This window comes from Xanthomarina arctica, assembly GCF_014638915.1.
Lineage (GTDB): Bacteria > Bacteroidota > Bacteroidia > Flavobacteriales > Flavobacteriaceae > Xanthomarina > Xanthomarina arctica.
The window spans coordinates 1187276-1209723 of the sequence record NZ_BMFQ01000001.1 but is presented as its reverse complement, the minus strand read 5'-3'; the positions used below and the strand labels follow the sequence as shown (position 1 = coordinate 1209723).

General features: G+C 32.2%; 17 protein-coding genes. 3 read left to right on the top strand and 14 right to left on the bottom strand.

From position 1 onward, the window contains the following. Window positions 1–611: 611 nt before the first annotated feature. From IEV77_RS05230 to IEV77_RS05220, 3 genes are read left to right on the top strand one after another with little or no spacing between them, the layout of a single operon-like run. Complete coding sequence (locus IEV77_RS05230) at window positions 612–1556, top strand: hypothetical protein (RefSeq protein WP_188462504.1); 945 nt, start codon at window positions 612–614, stop codon at window positions 1554–1556. A 44-nt stretch (window positions 1557–1600) separates the two neighbouring features. Beyond that, entirely contained in the window at window positions 1601–2788 is a 1188-nt protein-coding gene (locus IEV77_RS05225) for a hypothetical protein (protein WP_188462503.1), read from the top strand. A gap of 52 nt (window positions 2789–2840) precedes the next feature. After that, complete coding sequence (locus IEV77_RS05220; protein ID WP_188462502.1) at window positions 2841–3365, top strand: hypothetical protein; 525 nt, start codon at window positions 2841–2843, stop codon at window positions 3363–3365. Window positions 3366–3439: 74 nt separating this feature from the next. On the opposite strand, the gene IEV77_RS05215 is transcribed toward IEV77_RS05220, so the two are convergent. From IEV77_RS05215 to IEV77_RS05150, 14 genes are all read right to left on the bottom strand, one after another. Continuing rightward, a complete protein-coding gene (locus IEV77_RS05215) occupies window positions 3440–4558 on the bottom strand; it encodes a hypothetical protein (protein ID WP_188462500.1) in 1119 nt (372 codons plus the stop codon). A 39-nt stretch (window positions 4559–4597) separates the two neighbouring features. Continuing rightward, window positions 4598–4894 carry a helix-turn-helix domain-containing protein gene (locus IEV77_RS05210; protein WP_188462498.1) on the bottom strand — a complete coding sequence of 99 codons (297 nt, stop codon included), beginning with the start codon at window positions 4892–4894 and terminating at the stop codon, window positions 4598–4600. Between the two features lie 63 nt (window positions 4895–4957). After that, the gene (locus tag IEV77_RS05205) at window positions 4958–5293 is read right to left on the bottom strand and encodes a hypothetical protein (protein WP_188462495.1); all 336 of its coding nucleotides are present in this window, start codon (window positions 5291–5293) and stop codon (window positions 4958–4960) included. Between the two features lie 87 nt (window positions 5294–5380). Continuing rightward, window positions 5381–8533, bottom strand: a complete 3153-nt coding sequence (locus IEV77_RS05200) for a type I restriction endonuclease subunit R (protein WP_188462493.1) — start codon at window positions 8531–8533, stop codon at window positions 5381–5383. Window positions 8534–8776: 243 nt separating this feature from the next. Further along, complete coding sequence (locus tag IEV77_RS05195; protein ID WP_188462492.1) at window positions 8777–9763, bottom strand: nucleotidyl transferase AbiEii/AbiGii toxin family protein; 987 nt, start codon at window positions 9761–9763, stop codon at window positions 8777–8779. Continuing rightward, window positions 9760–10482 carry a DUF6088 family protein gene (locus IEV77_RS05190; RefSeq protein ID WP_188462490.1) on the bottom strand — a complete coding sequence of 241 codons (723 nt, stop codon included), beginning with the start codon at window positions 10480–10482 and terminating at the stop codon, window positions 9760–9762. Before IEV77_RS05190 ends, IEV77_RS05195 begins: the two co-directional genes overlap by 4 nt. A gap of 182 nt (window positions 10483–10664) precedes the next feature. Further along, window positions 10665–11816 carry a UvrD-helicase domain-containing protein gene (locus IEV77_RS05185; RefSeq protein ID WP_188462488.1) on the bottom strand — a complete coding sequence of 384 codons (1152 nt, stop codon included), beginning with the start codon at window positions 11814–11816 and terminating at the stop codon, window positions 10665–10667. Continuing rightward, window positions 11809–13431: an ATP-dependent nuclease gene (locus IEV77_RS05180; RefSeq protein WP_188462486.1), complete on the bottom strand. Its 1623-nt coding sequence runs from the start codon at window positions 13429–13431 to the stop codon at window positions 11809–11811. The genes IEV77_RS05185 and IEV77_RS05180 overlap by 8 nt, the downstream gene beginning before the upstream one ends. 16 nt (window positions 13432–13447) lie before the next feature. Further along, entirely contained in the window at window positions 13448–14743 is a 1296-nt protein-coding gene (locus IEV77_RS05175) for a restriction endonuclease subunit S (protein ID WP_188462484.1), read from the bottom strand. After that, window positions 14727–16292, bottom strand: a complete 1566-nt coding sequence (locus tag IEV77_RS05170) for a type I restriction-modification system subunit M (protein ID WP_188462482.1) — start codon at window positions 16290–16292, stop codon at window positions 14727–14729. The genes IEV77_RS05175 and IEV77_RS05170 overlap by 17 nt, the downstream gene beginning before the upstream one ends. Before the next feature lie 710 nt (window positions 16293–17002). Beyond that, entirely contained in the window at window positions 17003–17167 is a 165-nt protein-coding gene (locus IEV77_RS05165) for a hypothetical protein (RefSeq protein ID WP_188462480.1), read from the bottom strand. A gap of 655 nt (window positions 17168–17822) precedes the next feature. Next, complete coding sequence (locus IEV77_RS05160; RefSeq protein ID WP_188462478.1) at window positions 17823–19250, bottom strand: DUF1254 domain-containing protein; 1428 nt, start codon at window positions 19248–19250, stop codon at window positions 17823–17825. A gap of 238 nt (window positions 19251–19488) precedes the next feature. Continuing rightward, window positions 19489–21066 carry a DUF1254 domain-containing protein gene (locus IEV77_RS05155; protein ID WP_229736583.1) on the bottom strand — a complete coding sequence of 526 codons (1578 nt, stop codon included), beginning with the start codon at window positions 21064–21066 and terminating at the stop codon, window positions 19489–19491. Window positions 21067–21173: 107 nt separating this feature from the next. After that, window positions 21174–21953, bottom strand: a complete 780-nt coding sequence (locus tag IEV77_RS05150; protein WP_188462476.1) for a patatin-like phospholipase family protein — start codon at window positions 21951–21953, stop codon at window positions 21174–21176. Window positions 21954–22448: the final 495 nt, after the last annotated feature.

The following is a 22448-nucleotide window of genomic DNA, read 5'->3' as shown; positions in this document are numbered from 1 at the left end:
TCAACCACTTCAAAATTTAAAGCCGTAAAGGGAAATGTAAAGACGAAGAGAATTACCAAATCTACGACCAACGGGCTCAACAAGCTATAGATTTTTTTAAAGTGACATTCTAAAGATATAGTCTTAAAACAATAAGGCTGTTACTTACTCTGAATTATGAATCCACCAAACCTAAAGTATATGCTAAATTTTGTTTCAAATAAAATCGTTTTCACTTCCGTATTCATTTTACAATTATCATGTAAAAAAATAAAATCATGAAAAAACATAATCATTTCTGATTATTCTTGTTTAGTAGCCCAAACTGGAACCGAACCAGTAACTTTAGAGGGATGAGTTTGAGAAAAACCCGATTTTACGTTATTTTTCTGCTTATTTTAACTAAATCATGTACCTGATCGTGTACTCTGATTTATAATTATTTTCTAATCAAATATACATATAAAATTAAATACCTCCATTCTAATTTTTGAAGCTTTTTAAATTAAATAATTTTGACATAAAATGGTTGACAAATAATATTCCAACAAAATTTACTCAAAGGAAAATTTAAAAAAAACATTTATATTAGTCCAATTATTAAGAATTACCCTCAATTAAACCCTACTTATATGAAAAATTTATTAGCAATTTTTACATTAATCTTATTAACTATAGGTTGCTCAAGTGATGATAATTCAGAAAATGGAGATGAAGTTACTGACACAAGATACAAGCTGATTTTTGAAACAGATGGCTCTGGAGCTATTATTGGAGATGATTCTAATATGGTTATAAAACGTTTATTTAAATATGGCTATCATGTTACGTTCAATTTTTATTTCAATGAAACCACTAACAATTTTTACTTTTCTTCTTTAAGTGATACTTCAAATGATTTAGTATTCCATAAGGCAAATGTATTAGATATCTTAAACAGTGATGAGTATCATTATCCTACGCAAGAAATACCAATTTTAATCTCAGACCAAGAACATTTAGAAAAAGCAGTAATTGACAATAATGAAAATATCTATTTGGTCTTGGAAGACAATCAAAGTTCTCATATCTATTTTAGAAAGATAATTTCAAATCAGATTGTTGAAAATATCAATTTATCTGCTATTTATGGATTTAATGGTTATTTAGATATTTTTTATTTAGATAAACTAAATCAGTTGGTAATATTAGATGAAGAAACTAATCAAATTAATGGAGTAATCATAGATTTAGATACAAACGCAATGACCCAAATATCTTTGCCAAGCAACTTGAATATATTTAATATTATTAGCTCTAATTCTGAAATTTATATCATAAGTAGAAGAGAGATTAATTTTGAAGTTTTTGAATATCTTTATGACATTCATGGAAATCAAATTAGTACGTTATCCGATTTTATTGGTGGTTCTGCCATAGGATATGATTCAGAAGATTCCCGATTCGAATATATTTATAGAGGCGATGGTAGAAATGAAGCAGGAATAATTAATATACAGACTGGTGAATTAGATAAATCAAGCATAAATGGAGAGCCTGGGTTTCATAGTTCAAATTTATTCTTCTTTAATAATTAACAACTGATAACATTCACATTAGTAAGCCTATAAACCCAAATCTTATGAAAAAATTGAAATTATTATTACCTCTTATTTTATTAAACCTAATCCTATTTTCTTGCGGATCTGATGATGACAATGCTGATATTGAAAATGAAGGTTGTGAAACAACATATGTTGGATCTATAGAACTAAATACTCAAAATGAAGTTGATGATTTTACAAATAATTGTTATACTGAAATCACCTATGCATTAAAAATTTCTGGAGAAGATATTACTAATTTAGATGGTTTACAGAACCTCACCTATGTAGGAAGTTTAGTTCTAATGGATAATGATTCATTAATAAATATAGATGGCATCCAAAATATTACATCTATGGAATCAATAAGTATAATAAATAATGTTTCATTATTAAGTTTAGGTAGTTTAGAAAACCTAACATCTTTAAAAAGTGGAATGCGTGTAATTGGCAACAATTCTATAATAAATTTAATTGGATTACAAAATGTAACATCTTTTAATGGTTTAATTCAAATCAGTGATAATAACTCTTTAATAAATATGGAAGGGCTAGAAAATATCACTTCTATTAAAAATTTACATATAAGAAATAATGATGCCTTAATAAGTTTAGAAGGTCTTCAAAATCTTACACATGTTGATACTAATTTATATATTTCTTTGAATGATGCTTTGATTAATTTAGATGGGCTTCTTAACCTGACAAGTGTTAATCATTTATCTATTGATGAAAATAGTGTCTTAATAAGCTTAAGTGGTTTACAAAACGTCGATATAAGAATGCAAGAGGAATTATATATAGGCTATAATTATTCACTTCCTAATTTAGATGGTTTACAGAACATCAAATCTGTGGGTAGATATTTGAAAATTGAGGGAAATAGTATCTTAACTAATTTAGATGGTTTAGAAAATATCTCATCTGTAGGCTATAGTCTGGAAATTAAAAATAATGATATGTTAACAGACATATCTGGTTTAAATAACATTAGACAAGTAGGCACCAACTTGGTTATAAATAACAATCCTGTTTTAACAAATTTAAATGGCCTACAGAATATTGGATCCTTACGTATGTCCTTAAATATTATAAATAATAGTATTCTAACAGATTTATGTGGCATCCAACCTATATGTAATATTTTTACGGGAGAATTTCTTACCGAATCTAATGCATACAATCCGTCTCAACAAGATATTATTGATGGGAATTGTAGTCAATAATTAGACTATTAACCAAAACTAAAGCGTTTCCTTAAACTTAAACAATTCAAATATGAAAAAAAAGGTCTTTTTTTTATTATTATCAGCAATAATTTTAAGCTGTTCTAATGATGACGATTCAAGTAATATACAAAATGGATTTTCAGTTAATGGAAGCGATTACTATACTAACTATGCTTATAATAGAGCAGACTTACGTTCAATTATTTTTTCCTCAGCTGACAAGACTTTAGATTCATACACTGAAGTAAGAGGTCGCTTTGAAATTGATAATTCAGATGGTAATTTAGTACCAGGGATTTATTCAACTAATAATGGATTGATTCATGGGGTGGTTCAGTTTGATAAAAATATTATTAAAGAAGATGGAGATTTTGTTTCTTTTGGAGACACCCTTGGATTTACCTGTTGTGCAGAGACAAATTCTAATAATTTTCAATCTGGTTCAGCTACTATAAATTCAATTGAATATAATAGTGATGGAAGATTTACGTATATTAATATTGATTACACTTTTAATTGGGACGGTATAGAAATTAATGGAAATTATAATGGAGAAGTTGATTACATGCCCTAACAAAAAACTATTTCCTTCAATAAAATTCAAATAAAAGATTAAACTTTAAATATAACCTTAAAGAAGTATTTTTTTTACCAAAATCGACTTTTAGACTCCAAAGTATCCCTATCCACATTCTCAAATAACTCATCCTCTTTTTCAATTAATGGATCATACCAATCTGCTTTATCATTTATCCATTCTAACCAGTCTTTAAGCTCTTGAGTAAGTTTATTATTCTTGATAGCATTGGATTCTACAGTTTGAATATAATTACGTAAATCCATAGCTTTCTGCCAACGACTTGAATGATTTATCACCGATTTAAAATCTTTTAATTCCTGATTTCTTTTGGCTTTTAACTCCTCTTCAATTTTCTTTTTTCTTTCATATTCTTTGTGCCAAATTTCTCTCTCTATTCGTTCTTTTTTTATTCTTTTTGCTCGAATTTCAAAAAAGGCCAATATATCTGGTAGCCTATCTTCTACGAATTTAGTTTCAGTATCACCCCATGTTTTACCATAAATTCGTCTATCATAATTAAGTGTCAGCTTACCAGATGGATAATACTTTGCCTGCATCCAATCATACGTATCATGTTTTTCCATAACCCTATTATCTGGTTCTCGTATCCGAATATTAAAATACTCACCAAATATTATCAGTTTTGTACCATTATAATTATGGTATTTATGATTAGTTACTACAGCCACATCATGTCCTCTTGCTCGAACTAACTTTATCAAGGTATCGGCAAACAAATATGCCCTTCTTTCAAGTAATTTTGAAACAGAGATATAAAACACACCTTCTTTAGGCTCTTCAATGGTTTTAGGGTATTTAATTTTTGCTGATTCGCTGAAATACTTCTTTGTTCTAACTATTATCTTATCCGTTTTAGTGAAATTCTCAGGAACCTTTAAAGGTAAAGACTTGTCATTTTTTATTTCTCTAATTAATAAATTCAATTCTGACAATCCTTTTAATTTCTCCGACAAAGAAATGTCAATATTCTCTTTGTCGGATTTTGGCAAAGGAATTATATCAACTTCTTTATTAAACCTTATTTTAGACCAATATCCATTTTTTGGAAGAGGAATAACGTTATCCTCACAAAGCTTTTTAAAAGTTGTAATTTTTATGGGATACTGCTTAAGAATTTGAGATACTGGTTTAGACCAAACTAAATTATACAATTCATTCCTTGTCATAAGGCAAAAAGTTTAGAATAATTAAACTACAAAATATCTTTAACTTTTATATTTTAACTCATTCTTTTTTAATAAATCAATAATTTCCTTTTTGTTATAATATCGTCGATACCCAATACCACAGGATTTTATATAGCCTTTGTTTGTCCACCGATTTAATGTTGAAAAGTTGATCTTTAAAAAATCAACCGTTTCTTCTCTTGTTAAATAAACATCAATTCCATTAATACTTAACTGATCTAAATAATCTTCCTTTTTTAATAAAAGTTTATCAGGCACTTTATCAGCTAATTCATCAACAGTAATTTCTTGAATTTGAATTGTTTTAGTTATCATGATTTTATTTATGTTTAACCCTAATCTATTGACTATCTAAAAATAAAGGATATTAAACAGGTCTTATTTAATTCTTTTAAATCCATCAAATACAGAAGGATCCATAGTTTTTAAATAAGCTAATACACGATTACTATTAGGGGTTGCTGCCAAATTGAATTTTTTTTTAATCTCCTCTTTATTTAGAAAATATAAAAGAAATTCTTCATCATCTTTTTTAGATTTTTCTTTTTTAGCAAGTTTTTTTAGTTCCTTTTGACTTTTACTTTGATTAAGAAGCTCATTAACATTCGGCGCTTGAACCTTAATAGTTCTATCTTCCAAAAGATCTAATAGTTTTAATTGTGCTTCTTCAATTTTTACTATTTTATTTAATACTTCTTTAAGCATAGCTTTCATAATTCACATTTTAAAATTATTAGTTAATTATTAAAACACGAATGAAAAACAAAATAGAAAAGTAAAAAATCAATTGAAATAATTGCTTTATCTGCTACTATTCCTCTTAAAATTCTCTGCTTGTTCAAAAATATCTTTATAAACTTCATCACGTTCTACTGGTGGATAACCAAACTCATCCAGCAATAGAATTAAACCTACTTTTAAAGCGGCTTTTATATCGTCTCGTTTGCTCCAATCTGGATATCTGGCTTGTGAGTCGACTAACTCTTTTACGGCTTTAGAAAGCTCTATTAACCTGTTATCTGGATATGAGAAATCATATTTTGCACAAAGCTCTTTTAAAATATCATAAAAGGCTTTTTCTTCGAAAGAAATACCCAATTCATCTCCTGCCGAAAACTCATCACGAACTTGCATAATCAGGTCTGTTAACTGATCTGCAATTTCCTCATAAACTTCACTTCTAAAGCTATCATCTTTTCTGGTATTATAACGCTCCACTAAAGCCTGCATCTTTTTAGAAAAATCAATGCCTTTTACTTTATTGCGTTTGCTTATTTCACCAATGGCTTTTGCCAAGAGCATTTGAAGGAGTTTAATTTTAGTATTTGGCAACTTAATTTTATCTATTCTTGCCAAATAAGCTTCATCAAAAATATCTTGCTCTGTCTGAGTTTCCTCTCCTATTTTAAATATTTCTTCTACACCTTCGCTTTTTAAAGCTTCTTTTATCATCTCCCTAACTTTGGCATTCATTTGAGCAGTGTCTGGGGCCTCTCCTTTTGTTAGCTTAAAAACAATACTTCTTACTGCTAAATAAAAATGTATCTGGTCTTTTTCAAATTGAATTAATTCTTCACCTCCTGAACATATATCATAAGCTGCTTTCAATCGCTTTACCATTCCCATAAATCGATTCTCAAACTCTTTGGTTTGTTGGGCAAATTCGGCCGCCTTATTTAATGTGTGCAATTGTTGTAATGGAGATCCTCCAAAATAATCAGCACTATCAAATTTGTGAAATAATTTTGCTAATAAATCTAAGTGATTTCTTACTATAACCACCGATTGCTTGACATCTTCAAAATTATCTTTATCTCCTTTACCATATTGAGCTAAAGCCAAATTCATTTGTTTCTTTATACCAATATAATCTATAACCAAACCTTTATTTTTTCCTTTGAAAGTCCTATTTACTCTCGATATGGTTTGAATTAAATTATGTTGTTGTAACGGTTTATCTATGTAAATACTATCTAAAAATGGCACATCGAATCCTGTTAGCCACATGTCCACAACTATCGCAATTTTAAAGTTAGATTTCTCATTCTTAAACTGCCTATCCAATTCTTTACGATGGTCTTTTGTTCCTAATAAGTGGTATAATTCTTTCTGATCATCCTTATCTCGCGTCATGATCATTTTAATGCGCTCCATAGGTTTGATTTCTTCCTTTTCTTTTTCAGTTAAATCAACACCTTCTTCTGCTATCATTAGTTCTGCCCATTCTGGACGTAGAGCAATAATATTTTTATATAGATTGTAAGCTATCTCACGACTACTGCAAACAAATAAGGCTTTCCCTTTTACAGTAGCTCCTTCGTGGATTCTATTTTCATAATGTTTCACAAAATCTTCAGCAATAGCTTGTAATCGGTCTGGATCTCCAAGAATCGCATACATACTTGCCGATTGTTTCTTACTCTTTTCTATCTGATACTCATTTGCACCGCTTTCTGCAACTTGATTATAGTATTCTTCTATTTTTTGAAGTTCTTTACTTTCCAATGCTACTTTAGCTGCACGGCCTTCATAAACGATCCTTACTGTTATTTCATCAATAACAGATTCTGTCATGGTATAAGCATCCACTACTTTTCCAAACACATCTAAAGTGGCATCAATAGGCGTTCCAGTAAAACCAACGTAGGTTGCATTAGGCAAAGAATCATGCAAGTATTTTGCAAAACCGTAAGATTTCTTAACGCCTTCATCGGTTATCTTTATGGTCTGATCCAGATTCACCTGACTTCGGTGAGCTTCATCCGAAATACAAATAACATTAGTTCTATTAGTAAGTAATTCTGTATCCTCCGTAAACTTGTGAATGGTTGTCAAAAACACACCACCACTTTCACGTCCTTGTAGAAGCTCTCGTAATTCTTTACGACTTTCAACACTAAGTACATTATTATCTCCAATATAGCCTTTGGCATTTGTAAACTGTTTGGACAATTGGTCATCCAAATCTGTTCTATCTGTAATCAACACAATAGTCGGACTTGAAAAATCGACACTTTTCATTAAAAGTCGTGTTAAGAACAACATGGTAAAACTTTTACCACAACCAGTTGCTCCAAAATAAGTACCACCTTTTCCATCACCTTCTGGTTTCTGGTGCTTAATGATATTTTTAAATAATTTATTGGCAGCGTAATATTGTGGATAACGACATACTATTTTTTCATCTTTCTTTGATGAATCAGGCACAAAAATAAAGTTTCTTACAAGGTCTCTAAATCGGTTGTGGTTAAACATACCCTGAATTAAAGTGTACATAGAATCTATACCATCTACTTCCTTTTTCAGTCCTTCAATTTTTCGCCATGCATAATAAAACTCATAAGGCGCAAAAAACGAACCTGCTTTATTATTTACACCATCACTAATAACACAAAACGCATTGTATTTAAACAGCTCTGGAATATCACGTTCATATCTAACAGTTAGCTGTTTGTATGCATCATGAATCGTAGCATCTTCGACAATTGCCGACTTAAATTCAAAAACAACTAATGGTAAACCGTTAACATAGACAATACCATCTGGAATACGATGTGGTGGTTCTGTACCATGAATTTCTAATTGATTGACAAACTTGTAGATGTTTTTGTTCTTCTTAGAATAATCAATAAGGTAGATCCAAATGTCTTTTTGGTTTCTATCCTCACGTTTAAAAGCAAAGCCATCAGATAGCTTTTTCATAAACGTCTTGTTACTCTCGTATAAATCTGAAGCTGGAAGTAATAGTAGTTCTTGGACTATTTGTCCGACTTCAGTATCTGTAATTTTATCAGCTCTATATTGCTCTTGTAGAAAGGCTTTCAAATCTGCTTTTATAACCACTTCGTCAGGCGCTCTCGATATAGTTTTACCAGACACATAGGTATAATCTTCTTGACCCAAAAGTTCTATAAATGCTTCTTCTAATTTTGCTTCGGTGAATTTTTTACTCATCACTTTTTAAATTTACTTTCCAATATCCTCTTGTACCTCCTTCTCGCTCAATATATGTTAAATCTTCTATATGTTTATTTATTTGACCACTGATTTGACCACCTATTTGACCACTTGTAAACGTTCTATTCGATTTTTTTCTGTCATTTACTCAAATTTACAGATTTTGTACCAACTTCTTTAAGCAAAGCCCACTCGCCAAAAGCCCTATAACTGCTTGCTCTAATTTAGCTTCGGTAAATTTCATTCTTTAATTTTTAAATTCCATTCCACATCTTGCAATCGTTTTCTAACTCTTTTTAATGTCTCTAAAACCTCGCTATCTTCAGGTAATTCTCCGTAAACTAAATCTTTAAAAGCGTTATTATAAGTCTCTTTTAGTTCTTTATCCCAAATGGTTTCTGCATCATTAAACAACAAAGCATCCTTTGGATGATTTTCCAACCATTCATTTCCAGATTTGAAACTTAATACATCATCTTTCCCTACCGTTAGCAACATGTCATCAAATTCAGATGAATTGAAAAACTTCCTAATATCATCTTGTTTTAATAGTTGATGAATGTCGTACGTATGACGAATTTTATTTCTTAAATCAGTAAATGGATCTTCGCCATAAGAAAAACGAACCAAACTCATTATTTTTTCACAAATGGTTCTTTTTACATCTAAAACTTGAACTTCAAAAGGTTGCATGTCATACTTTTCAGCTATTTCAAGCTGCTTATTATTCTTCATCATGTCAAAGATGTAAGAACTTATGTGCTGTTTATGATAAGGTTCAAATCGTCCTAACCAAGTAGCTTCAACAACAATAACATCTCTAACTTGACCAAAATTCCCTTCAAACATTTTTGGGTAGTTATAAGCTACTTTTCGAATCATTCCAAACTTATTAGTAATGCCTTCAATCTCTACTTCTTCTATTTTTGTAGCTACAGCTTTCGTTATTTTTTTAAGCCTATTTTTTAATTGATTCCCAGAATCATTTTCATGATGCAATACCACTAAATCAATATCTTCAGAAAAACGTTCTATAAAACCAAAACATTTTGACAAGGCTGTTCCTCCTTTAAAAACGGTTTCTTCTCCAACTGGATTATTAAATATAGTATGCAAAGCCAGTGTTACCCAATAGTCTTTTTCTACATGAATTTCTGCTATGCCTAATTGTTGTGCCGTAATTTTAACGGCATCTTCAAAAACTTTTATGTCATCGTGTAGTTTCATATTAGATTCCAATTTTTAGCTGTTGGAAGTTCCTTGCTTATAACGACTTTGTATTCCGAAAAAGGATTCAAACTGTCTTTAAGCTTTCCTATAGATTCATTCTTCCCCATATTTTCAAGTAATGCACCCAATAAGGCTCTTGCTCTTGGTGGATAAGCCATAGCATATTTTATAGTTTCTTTCAATGTCTTATCTGACATTTCCTTTAATATGTTGCTCAATATAATAACACCCGATTTCGGGTTTAAATCCGAAACTCTATTAATATCCTTTAAAGCATCTAAAAAGCCTAATTGTATATAATTATCATTAGTGACTTCTACATAACTTTTTGCTGGAGTTGCTTTAATATTTCCTGCTTGCACATATATTCGCCTTCCCCTACTGGCTATCTTAATTCTGGCAGCCACTTGTGTTGTTAAACCCATTCCATTGTATAACGAGGCTCCTGTAATATATGCTATACGCTTATTTCCCTCAAAAAGATATGGTTTTAACAGCTCGTACTCGCTGGGTCTTAATTCTCCAAAAATGGTTTCTTCTGGTTTATAAAACTTGCCATTTGCCACTTTTTTAATAACACCTTTTTTCTGTAAACGCTCCAAGGCTTTTGCTGCCGTTACATATTGGTCTTTGGTGATGTTTAAATCTTTATACCCAAAGCTTTTACCAAACGGAAAGCGTTTTATCTGACTTGCTATTTTACGTGCTATATTCATTTACAACAAAGATACAAATAAATATTAAATGTCAAGTTTTTTGTTCTGAATACTTGACATTTTTAAAAAAACCTATAAAACCACTTCGTCATCCTAAAACATAGATTTACTCAATACAATAATGCATTCAAATAGCTCAATAAGACCTAAAAAAACTTGTTGCAATTTTGCTCAAATAAATTTCATTCTTCTAATTGATATTTTATCAAACCTTTGTAATCAATAGAGTTATCATAATCAAGAACTATAGCAACACTAAATTTAGCCCTGGTTAATCCAACATAAAATTTAGCTTTAGCCCCATCCGATAATTTTAATTTATTGTCAATTATCCAATTACTCATATCTTCAGTAGGATAAATTAATACTCTTTCGAATGTCGCCCCTTTTGATTCTCCAAAATTCATGGCATAATAATCTAAATTTATTTTTGCACGCTTATCCCATCTTAACTGAATTGGATTGTATTTCTCTAAATAATTATTCAAATGCTCTGGTTTCACTAAAAAAACACCTTCATGAATATTGGGTACTATATTGCAACATCCACATGAGGTAGTAGGTTCAAATTCTAAATATAGTCTTGATGCATAATCACAAATACTTGGAGGACACCTATGAGAATCCTTCAAGGTTAACTCGTCAATTCCATCCTTAATTAAATTTTTACATTTATCTTTTAAAAACTCTGCAATCTTACCTTTTCTGTAAGGTTTATGTTTAGCTTCTATATGAGTTAGATATGTTACTTGTCTTGGATCACCTACCATTGTTACTCCAGAACAATTCTTCATTAACAACTTAATAATTTCTAAATCATTTCCTGCAAGATCTTGAACTTCATCAATCATTATATGGTCAAAAACTCTTGAAATTCGGTTGAATGTACTCCCTTTATCTATAGATGACAAATTAACAATGAACTTCGAGATTTTATCGGAATATATACGCCTCTCCTTACTGAAATAATGCTTATCAAAATTATCCTCCTCTTTAAAAGAGACAGAAAATCCCTTCCCTGAAATAAATTTTATGCCAGATGCTTTACTAACAAGTAGCATGCCTCTAATATCCTTCTCAAATAAATCCTCATTCATTAAGCCTTGAAAAGGTTTAATACCATGACTAATTAAGAATGAAAACCAAGTTTGTAATGTGACATTAGTTGGAATAAATCCTATTTCATCAATAAATTTTCTTTCAATTTCCTTTTCATTCGCTTCTGTATATGTTGTTATTAAAATTTTTTTATCTTTCAATTTAAGCGCCTCTCTTACCAGAAATGTAGTTTTACCAGAACCTGCTGATGATATGATTAATTTGTGCCTACTCATTACACCATTTGATAAGTCTATTAATGTAATCTGGAAATTCTAATTGCTCACTTGAATTGAATACTCTTAAAGCCCAAGTAGTCTTCATCTTTTGCATTTTTTTTGAAATCAACTCTTCACTGTTATATTTTTCAAAATCAAGCTCAATAACCTCACATAATTTCTTTAATTGATGTTTATTAGCCTCTACAAATTGAGGCTCAAGCGTATTCAATTCAGTTCTCTTGTCTGCAAAAATTTGGATACTTGAAACTTCTTTAAATTCCTTGTATTTTTTCTTTATGTTTCTCTTATAATTTTTATCATTATCTGTAACAACAGCAACAGGTAATTCTAATTGTTCTGCTATATATAAAAACCGTTTGAATGTCAGTTTTACCGAAATTACATCAATGCCATCTTCAATTGGAAGTTTTCCATCATTAGACTTCATATAAGCCTTTTGAACAATCAATTCATCTGAATCTCCTTCAACTAAAACTGCTTTTTCGGCAAGTAACATTCTCAAGGTTTGGTAACCTGGTAATTTTTGAAAAAACTCTTGTGTTTCCTCTTTCAAATCACCAATAGTCATTACTTTTTGTTTATGTAACAAAATCAGATTATTTAACCCTAATTTATTTGCCACAAAATTATCATGAGTTGTAATAATGACCTGTTTTGTTTTGGATTTGTTTGTAATTCCCTTTATAAATTGGTTTAGCTTTGTATGAGACAGATGGTTTTCAGGCTCCTCAATAAGTATAACACCTGCGTTTTTTGAAGCTTTATTCCCTAATGAAAGATTTGTTTTAACTATACATTGTTCACCCTTTCCAACATTTTGAAATGGCACATCATTTAAAAATGTTGTTAAACCAAATTCCCAAGCGTCTTTAGTTGCTAAATTGACACCAATTTTAACTTCTTTATCTGAAATATCAGCAATAGAAGTTATCATTTCATTAATCTCCAAAATAGAAGGAGTTTCTTTAAATTGCTCTTTTAGACTTCTATAGGCTTGAGAAATTTCTACTTTTTGCTTTTCATCCAATTCATTTCTTACAATTCTTGAAATATAAATATCAGAGCCATTTTGAAATCGAGTTGCTGTGGAATCAATAATTGCTGATTTAAAAGGAATAGCTTGGGATGTTAGACCATCTCTTGCAAATGATCTCCATGTAATTTTATAATACTCTATTGGGATACTTTTTATTTCTTCATCCGACTTTAATAATTCCTCATATTGAAGTTGATATTCACTATCAAACTCAATTTTGAGTGATATTCCAGAAGCTTTGGCTTTATCCAAATTATTATTCCCTTCAAAAAGGGCAGGACCATCTTCTAAATATACCTCAATCGTAATCCTTGGTGGAGCTATCTTTTCATCGGACATTAAACTATCGAGGTAATTTTTCTCAACTATATTATTAAACAAATATTGAGACAAGTGATTTCTTAAATGCCTACCGTTTAATAAACCTGACAAACATATATGGATCGCCTCTATAATGGTTGATTTACCAGCCTCATTATTTCCAACTATAATATTTACATCGTTGGACAATGGAAGATCAAACCTACCCTCAAAACATTTGTAATTTTCTATTAATACTTTACTTACATGCATAAATCTTGTTTTAAGCTTATTCCAGTAATACTTCCTCTTTTGACATTCTGGAGAGAATTAATTGTTCAAATAACAATAATCTATTATTCTGTTTATGTAGATTATATTTTTGTTCAATTATTACATCGATCGGTTTTATAATTATTTCTAAATATCTTTTAGGAGGTAATATTATTTTCATATTTCCTATCATTGATAAATTCAGATTTGCTTGTACTGCTTCTTGAGTATTCTCTAATAAAAAATCTTTATGCCAGTTTCCCATTAATAAAAAAACAATAAAACGAGGATGAATCCTTTTTTCCTTAAACCTTATAATGGCTACATTTTGATTTGTATTAGCTTCCTTTATTTCTTTATCAACTAAAGCAAATTCACCTAATGTGCCTGTAATAGTAAATAGTAAATCATCTTCTATTATTATAGATCTTTTCAATTCTTTCCTGTGATCATCAACATCAATAAAATCAGTTTTCAACGGATTAATAAAATGATTTGAACCAATTGATTGTGCTTTTATATATGGAATTTTCCCTTTTATAAAATTAGAATACATCTTTCGTGGAGTAGTACCTTTTGTTATTAGTTTTGAAAGATCGCTTAAATTTCTAACCTCCCATCCCAAAGGAATCTCCCCATCCAATTCCTCATTATAAACCATCTCTCCACCAGAAGATTTATAGCCTTTAGAATAATCTGTGTTAATGTGAGATTCTTCGCTGCGCTCTGAATGACAATGAATAGGAAACTCAAAATCCACAAACCAATGTTTGTATAAAGCTTGAGCTGTTTCTTCCAGTTTTTGATTGAGTTGTTCGTTTAAGGTAATACGGTTGGTTATGGTATTGTATTCGGCAACAATTTCTCGTTGTTCTTCCATGCTTGGGATTGGGAGTTCGGTATCGCAAAGTTCATTCCAGTCGAAGGTTTCTCGTGCGCTTCCATAAGATTTAAAACGTGCATATCTATCAAATTCTGGTCTTCTAAACCACATCATAGCATATTCAGGTAATAATTGAGTTTCATCAATCACTTCAAAAACTACATAGGCTTGCGATATAATGGCTTCATCAAAATCTTCTAATAAGGCAATTGAAATTTTATCACCATTTCGGGACGTTACTGGACCATAAGCAAACTGGTTACGCTTAATAATTTTGTAGGTTTTCATATCAGTTCCTATAGTATTTGCTATGGAAGGCATCAACACTTTTCTAATACTTACACCTAAAAGTCTTTCAACTCCTAAATCCTTATTTCGAATATTTACCTCCTGAATAAACTGTCCTAATTTTTTATAACTCGATCTCAAATCCTAATTCTTTAAAAACGTTTAATAAATCGGCTTTAGATTGGGTTTCGGCTTTTAATAGTTCAGACATTTCAGTTTGAAGGCTTGCCATTTTTGTGTCGAAATCTATATTTTCATCTCTATTTACAAACTCAATGTATTTACTTGGCACTAAGGAGTAATCTTTTTTAGCAATGTCTTCTTTGGTTACCGAAGCACAGTATTCTGGAATGTTCTCATACTCATTATCTAATTGTTGCCAGTTATGATAGGTTAAAGCCACTTCTTGAATATGTTGTTCGCTAAACTGAATGTATTTTTTCTCGAAAGGCTCACCGATTTGTCGTAAGTCCATAAACAAGACTTCGTCTTCTCTATCACGATAAACGCGTTCTTGATCTCCAACAGTCTTAATATGATGCGTTTTATTTTTATTTAGAATCCAAAGGGTGACACTAATATCAGTAGTATAAAACATACTACGTGGTAAAATAACAATGGCTTCAACCAAGTTATTTTCAATAAGTGTTTTCCGTATTTTGTATTCTTCGCCACCACCAGAGAGTGCGCCATTGGCTAACAAAAAACCTGCGACACCATTTTCAGATAATTTGGAAACAATGTTTAATATCCATCCATAATTGGCATTGCTTTTTGGTGGCACATCATAACCACGCCATCTTGGGTCGTCCAGTAATTCGTTTTCCGCTCGCCAATCTTTTTGGTTAAAGGGTGGATTAGCCATAATATAATCAGCTTTCAAATCTTTATGTTGGTCGTCCGCAAATGTATTGGCTGCTTTTTCGCCTAAATTCCCTGAAATACCACGAATGGCAAGATTCATTTTAGCCAGTTTGTATGTGGTATTGGTATATTCTTGTCCGTAAATAGAAATTTCTTTGGTGTTACCATGATGCGCTTCGATAAACTTCATGGACTGCACAAACATACCACCAGAACCACAAGCAGGATCGTAAATAATACCTTTGTATGGTTCTATCATTTCTGCAATTAGGTTTACAATGGTTTTAGGCGTATAAAACTCTCCTTTCCCTTTGCCTTCGGCTATTGCGAATTTGGATAAAAAGTATTCATAGACACGTCCAACAATGTCTTGATCTTTATCTTTTTGAGTATCAATATTATTGATAGTATCAAGCAAAGCGCCCAACTTGCTTTTATCTAATCCTAATCTTGAAAAGTAGTTATCTGGTAAAGCTCCTTTTAAGGCTGGATTATTTTTTTCTATGGTGTGAAGTGCCGTATCAATTTTAAGCGCAATATCATCTTGCTTGGCTTGTTGCATGATGTAAGACCAACGAGAATGTTCAGGAAGAAAGAACACATTTTTCATGTTATAAAATTCCTTCATTTCTAAGAACTTGTCTTGTCCTTCGGCAATAAGCTCTTCTCGACGAGTTTCAAACTTATCGCTGGCAAACTTTAGGAAGATAAGTCCTAAAACAACGTGTTTATATTCTGAAGGCTCTACTGAACCTCTTAATTTGTTGGCGGAATCCCATAAGGTTTCCTCCATTGATTTTTCTTTTTTAGTGGACTTTTTGGCCATAAATAGTTTATTTCAATGTTTTATAAACACAAAATTAGATGTGTTTAAAATAATAAATTGCTATGATTAATTAATTCTTATTAGGGATTGAAAGATAGTAAAAAAGAAAAACATTTAATTATGGTATTCCGTATTATGCTGTTTTTATATGGATATAAAAATTTTAAATACAGAGCCCTATTATTTCTACTACTTTTAGTGAGGTAAGACCTTACCAAAAGTAAGGTCTGGGTATAAAAAAAGTAAGGCACAACATTACTTCTTTAATTATTTGACTGTTGCAACACCGTTGCTCCACCGTTGGTAGACTGTTGATGACCGTTGCATCACTGTTGCTGACTGTTGCTGACTGTTGCTGACTGTTGCACCACTGTTGCTACAGGTTACATCTGTACCCTATTTGGGGCATTATGTGACCATGAGAATACAATTTACTAAATAATAAAGATAATTAATGAAAGGAAGATTGAGTGTTACTAATAATTTATAAGGCACAAATAATTAATCTATAATAATTGAATTATGATAATGGAATAAAAAAAGTAAGGAATGACCTTACCAAAAGTAGTGTTACACCTTACTTTTTTTATTAATTGAATATAATAAGCCCCTTATTTAAATATTAGACTACAGTTGGTTAACTGTTAGTTTTGACTACAATTGAGTTCAATTTGATACAGGCTTAATCAAAATGGACACCATTTCTAATCCTAATTAGCACTCTTAGCTCTTAATAAAAACTTCAAATTTTGAATCTCAAGCTTCAAAGCTTCAACATCTCCTTTTGTGGCAGGTAGTGTTTTAGGTGCGAAAATTGCCTTTGCGACATAAATAGCTCCATCAGCAGTTGCAGTTCCAATTGCTGCGTTTGACATGGACGTTTTATTTAGTTCTGGCAACTTATTTATGTTTTCAATTTTAGCTTCCAATGCTTTTATGGAATCTAAAACCACATTAGATGTAGGTAGCTAATTTTCTGGCACACCTGGAGGCACCACCACTAAAAACCCGAACTTATGTTCGGGTTTTTTGGTTATTAACATAATATATTTTGTTCATTTCTTAAAATGCTTCCATAGTTTCTCTGAATACAGGTACGGAATACGACCTAAAACATTTTAGCACTACAAATAGCCGCTTTTCTATTTTCAAAAAGACAATTTAAGTCATAATATCTTTAAACTTTTAGAGAACACAGTTTACGTAAATAATTATTTTGCACTGCTAACTAAAATGAATATTCTCTTTCTATTTGCTAACTGAAGTTTTAGCCGATTTAGTTCCAGTTAAAGCATTGGTCATAAAAGTTAAGTTAATCTGATAGAAATTTTGTTTTAAACGTTGTTGGCTCACATAAGCAGAACTGTATTTACCAATAGCTTGTAGTAAATTCTCCCAGAGCCAATATCCTATTTGTCCTCCTACAATACCATTTTTATCTTTAATTGATTTTATTCCATAAAAAAGTACGGAGCACCTTTTTCAAGCCAATCCGTACTTTAAATAAATTAAGAATATAAATTTCTATTATTAGTTAACCTTTTTGATTCCTGGAGTTTTCCAACTTCCATCAATCATAGATTCTTTAGGCCAGTAAACTCTAAGAGTAACACTAAATGTTCCAGCAGCGGCAGGTAACCAGTTAGACTCTTTTGCTTTTCCTGGAGACTCTTTCTGGATGTAAACATCTAGTGATCCGTCGTCATTGTATTTTAATGGCATCCAACCAGCGATGTTGTAGCGATTAATCGGGTTTTCAACAAAGAAAGATTCTGCATTGTACATAGTCAAAGACCAGAAACTATTTGTAGGTGGTGTTTCTCCTTTGTCAAAATGAAGCACGTAATTATTAGCTCCATTCAGTTTGTTTCCATCTGCATCTTCAAAAGCGTTCGGATAAATAGCGTCAGCAGTAATGTTTGCACCAAGGCCAATCATTGCAACTACAGCACGTAAACCATAATCAGTACCAGCATCTGCAACTTTAGCAGGAGGGACTTCCCAACCGTCAACCGGTGCAGCAAGAGGAGCTGTTTTTAGTTTACCTAAAGCCATTGGAACCACGTTCTCAAGTGCTTTGGCAACAGCTGGATCTAGTTTAGAAAGGTCGAATTCCTTCCCAGGAACAACACCAATCAAGGAAAGTTTTTCTAAGGCTGGTGCATCTTCAGCATAAGCAGGATTTTTAACCATAAGTTCCGTAAGCGCGTTAAAGAACTCAGTTGTATTCATAGCTTCCAATTGCTTTATTGGAGGATCCATGTTTATATCAGCATTGACAACGCCAGCAGGCGCTGTGTAATCTGTTCCCCAAGCACTAAGCGGTGTAATTTTGTAACCATCCTGAATTTTGTGAACTGCAGGATAATCTTTTGGTCCATTAGCTTGAGTTCTACCAAGGGTCCAAACCATACTGGTTGGAGATTCGTAAACTTTCATACCTTCAGGGATATCACCTTTCCAACCTGGACCGGTAATAACAAAATTTCCAGCTTTAGTTCCAGTACGTTTACCTGGAGAAGCAAATACATTTGTCCATGCATCAACCAATGGCATTAAGTAGTATCTATCGCCAGTATCTGGAATGGTTACAACTACTGGTCCATCAGATAGGTCAAGCCATCCCCAAGAATACAGTGTGTCCACATTCATTCTTACAACGCTGTGGTCTGACGCCGGCGGATAAGCGGCCATATTACCAAATTGATTGATTGGAGCATGTGCGTCTGGTTCTGGGCCAGCTACATTTGTAGAGACGTTTTTAGTTAGATTCATAATAACTAGAGGCATCCCGTAGACCACGCCTTCAACACCTATTTTTGTTGCTTCTTCAGGACTAAGAGTCGCTACTTCAGGTTTCGTTTCTTCTGCCTTCTTATCGGCTTGCTTACAACCAAGCATCAGTGTCAAGCCACTGAAAATGGTTATAGCAATAATTTTAAATGATTGTTTTTTCATGAGATTCGTGTTTCTAAAATTAAATAATACAATTTAGTATTCTTATGCAAGGTAATAATTTATTAAAATAAAACAATTTAGAAGTTAAAGTTGTTATATACATAGGTTCCCATTCTTAGTGAATAAATCGATCTTGGATGTTACTGTCTTCCAATTTTAAAACTCTAATAATTTTATAAAAAAATACGGATTAACTCTTTCAAGCTAAACCGTACTTTAAATAAATTACTTCTAAATATTATTTTACCATTTCAATATTACCTGGTATCCAACTTTTATCTATCCATGCTTCAAGTGGTCCGTACAAACGTAAAATACTAAACCAACTTTTACCTGGCACAGTTTCTAACCAGTTGCTTTCATGCCCTTTTGGAGCTTTTGGTGCAAAATAAAGGTCGTAAGATCCATCTTCATTTTTAACAAAACCATCAGTTTGACTACCTACCGTAGGGAATAATTGACTTGTTTGCAACATACAACGTGTCTGCGTATCATAAAGCGTCACTGCCCAAAAATCGTTTACTGGTACGTTTGGAGGCAAATGTAATTTGTAGGTTTTAGAACCATCAAAAGGCTTAGAATCACTATCCAACATACCTAAGGCATAATCAGAACCAGCTCCTGCATGTGTTACTGCCATTGCTGGGGTTACACCACCTGCATTAAAGTAGAAAAATACTCTAGCATCTAAATCCATAATACCGTCTGCTTCAAACGACGTGTTTTTACTAGCATAAGCCATATCCCAGTTGTGTTTTGTTCCTGGATAAATCTCTACACCAGGAATACGAGGTGCATATGTAATGGCACGACCAGCCGCATTACCTAAAGTTGCCGCTTCGGTAAGAAGTTTAGTCATTCGCGCATCTGGTGCAAATGGTTTTCCATTTACAATTCCAATAGCCGCTAATTCACCACGAACTTCTGCATCGATAGCATCATCTGGCTCACCTTGAACAATAGCGTTCAACATTTCGAAATATTCTATAGTATTCGGGAAAATAGTTTGGAAAGAACGTCCAGACATGTTTACCAATTCGGTAGGTGCTGGGTTGGCTTTATCTTTTAAAGGATAAATTTTCAGGCCTTGTTTGAAGTTCTCCGTGGCAGCTTCTAAGCCTTTAGCAATTGAACCTCTCAAGAAAATAAAGTTTCTAAATGTTGGTGGTTTTAAAATAAAATAACCTTCAGGGATTTCACCAGTATATCCCGGAGGGATTACAAGGTATTTTCCTCCTTTACCTTTATCTGGGCCTACTACACCCATATTGCCAACATAACGTTGCCAAGCATCGTCCATGAAACCAAGCATTCCTGGTGGAATCTGAATAACCGTTGGGCCGTCTTTTGCTAAGTCGGTCCAAAAATACGCATACATGGTAGAGGTGTTAGCGGTAATCACAGGCGTACGAGAATCCATTAACTGCTCCCAAATAGCTACTTTATTAGGTGCATCTGCGCCTTGAGCAGCTACAGCAACCTGAAGACTGTAAATAGATATTGGCCCAACATTATCAAGAAAAACGTCTACACCTCTAGCACGGTCAAGATAATCATATACTAATTCGCTTGTATTACCTGTTGGTACACCATCAAAAAATGTAAGCTCTCCTGCTACAGTTTGTACCTTGTCTGGTATGGAAGCTGCTTTTGTTTTCTTTTCTTCAGGTGTAAGACCTTCGTCAGAAGTTACTACTTCTTTCGTTACAACAGGCTCAGCATCTGCCGTTTTCTTCTCTGCTTGCTCGCAACTTGTCATTAATGCAAAGGCACTAAAAGCTGTTAATGCAATACTATTTAAGGATTGTTTTTTCATGTTAAATGAATTTCTAATATTTGGTTTTAATTTAAGTATAAAATTAATCAAAATAATTGGTTACCACTATAGGTCAATACTTTATTCCATAGTGATCTATATAATTGTTATTTCGTAGTAACAAATGGCATTACACTTAATTTTTGAATTGCTTCGCGATATCCCAATTCGAAGAGGGTATCTATGTGAGCTTTTGAAAACACTTCATATTGGCCAATGTCGTTTGGTGAAATAAGGACATCACAGTCTTGAAATTTCGCTTTCGTCTCCCTAACTCTAGCAATTTTATAACTTCGATCCAAGACAGATTTCGTTGTCTTTAGGTCTTCCTTTGTAATTTCTTCAAGCGAATTGAGATAAACTCCTATAATTTTATCACAATATACTAGTAATGGTTCAATCGGGAAATTATTTGTAACACCACCATCACATAATAGGTAGTTATTAAATTCTACCGGCGAAAAAACCCCTGGAACGGAAGCAGATGCTATCATGGGAATCACAATCTTTCCATTATAAAAAAACTGTGTTTTTCCTTCTAGCAAATCTGTGGTAGCAATAAACATCGGTATGTTTAAACTCTCGAAACTATCTTCTTTAAAAAAGGAACTTATTTGATTTGCAAGTTTCTTCCCATCAAATAAACCGGGTTTGTGCATCGCAAAATGATGGATTGAAAACAACTCAATATTAGTAAACAATTTCAAAATTTCTTTCCAAGAATGCCCAGCAGCATAAAGTGCTCCTACTACGGCGCCTGCGCTTGTACCAGAAATGTAATCTGGTTTAATATCCAGTTCCTCCATGGCTTTTAAAACACCTATATGAGCGATTCCTCTATAACCTCCTCCTGATAATACAAGTCCAATTTTTTTTGATGATTTCATGATGTTTTTCTATAATATGTGTCAGCTGTAAATAGGAAATTATTCTTCCTTGATAAATATACATGAAACTCTTCAAAAATTTCAGAATATAACAATTGTTCTTTTGTGAATATCGTTAGAAGTATGCGAAAATAATATTTGATAAAAAAAAGATATCCAACTGATCATAATTATAAACCAACAGTATAAATTATTTCCATTCATTCTATTTATCAGAAAATTGAATAAATCTGTGCAGTTATTTTAGGACGGGTCAGACTCCGTACTAACTCCGTAGTGAATCCGTAGTGAATCCGTAGTGAATCCGGGTGAAATAAATTAAAAAAACAAAGTTGGTCTTATTTTGTCTAGCTCCCCCAATTTATTGATCGAACTCTTCAAGCACAAAAAGTATAGTCAAATAGCCTATCTTTTCGAAGGGACGAGTAGAAGCCATTAAAATTCCCTACCAGATAATCTGCTTTGTGAAAGAAAAAATAAAATAGGGCATCACAA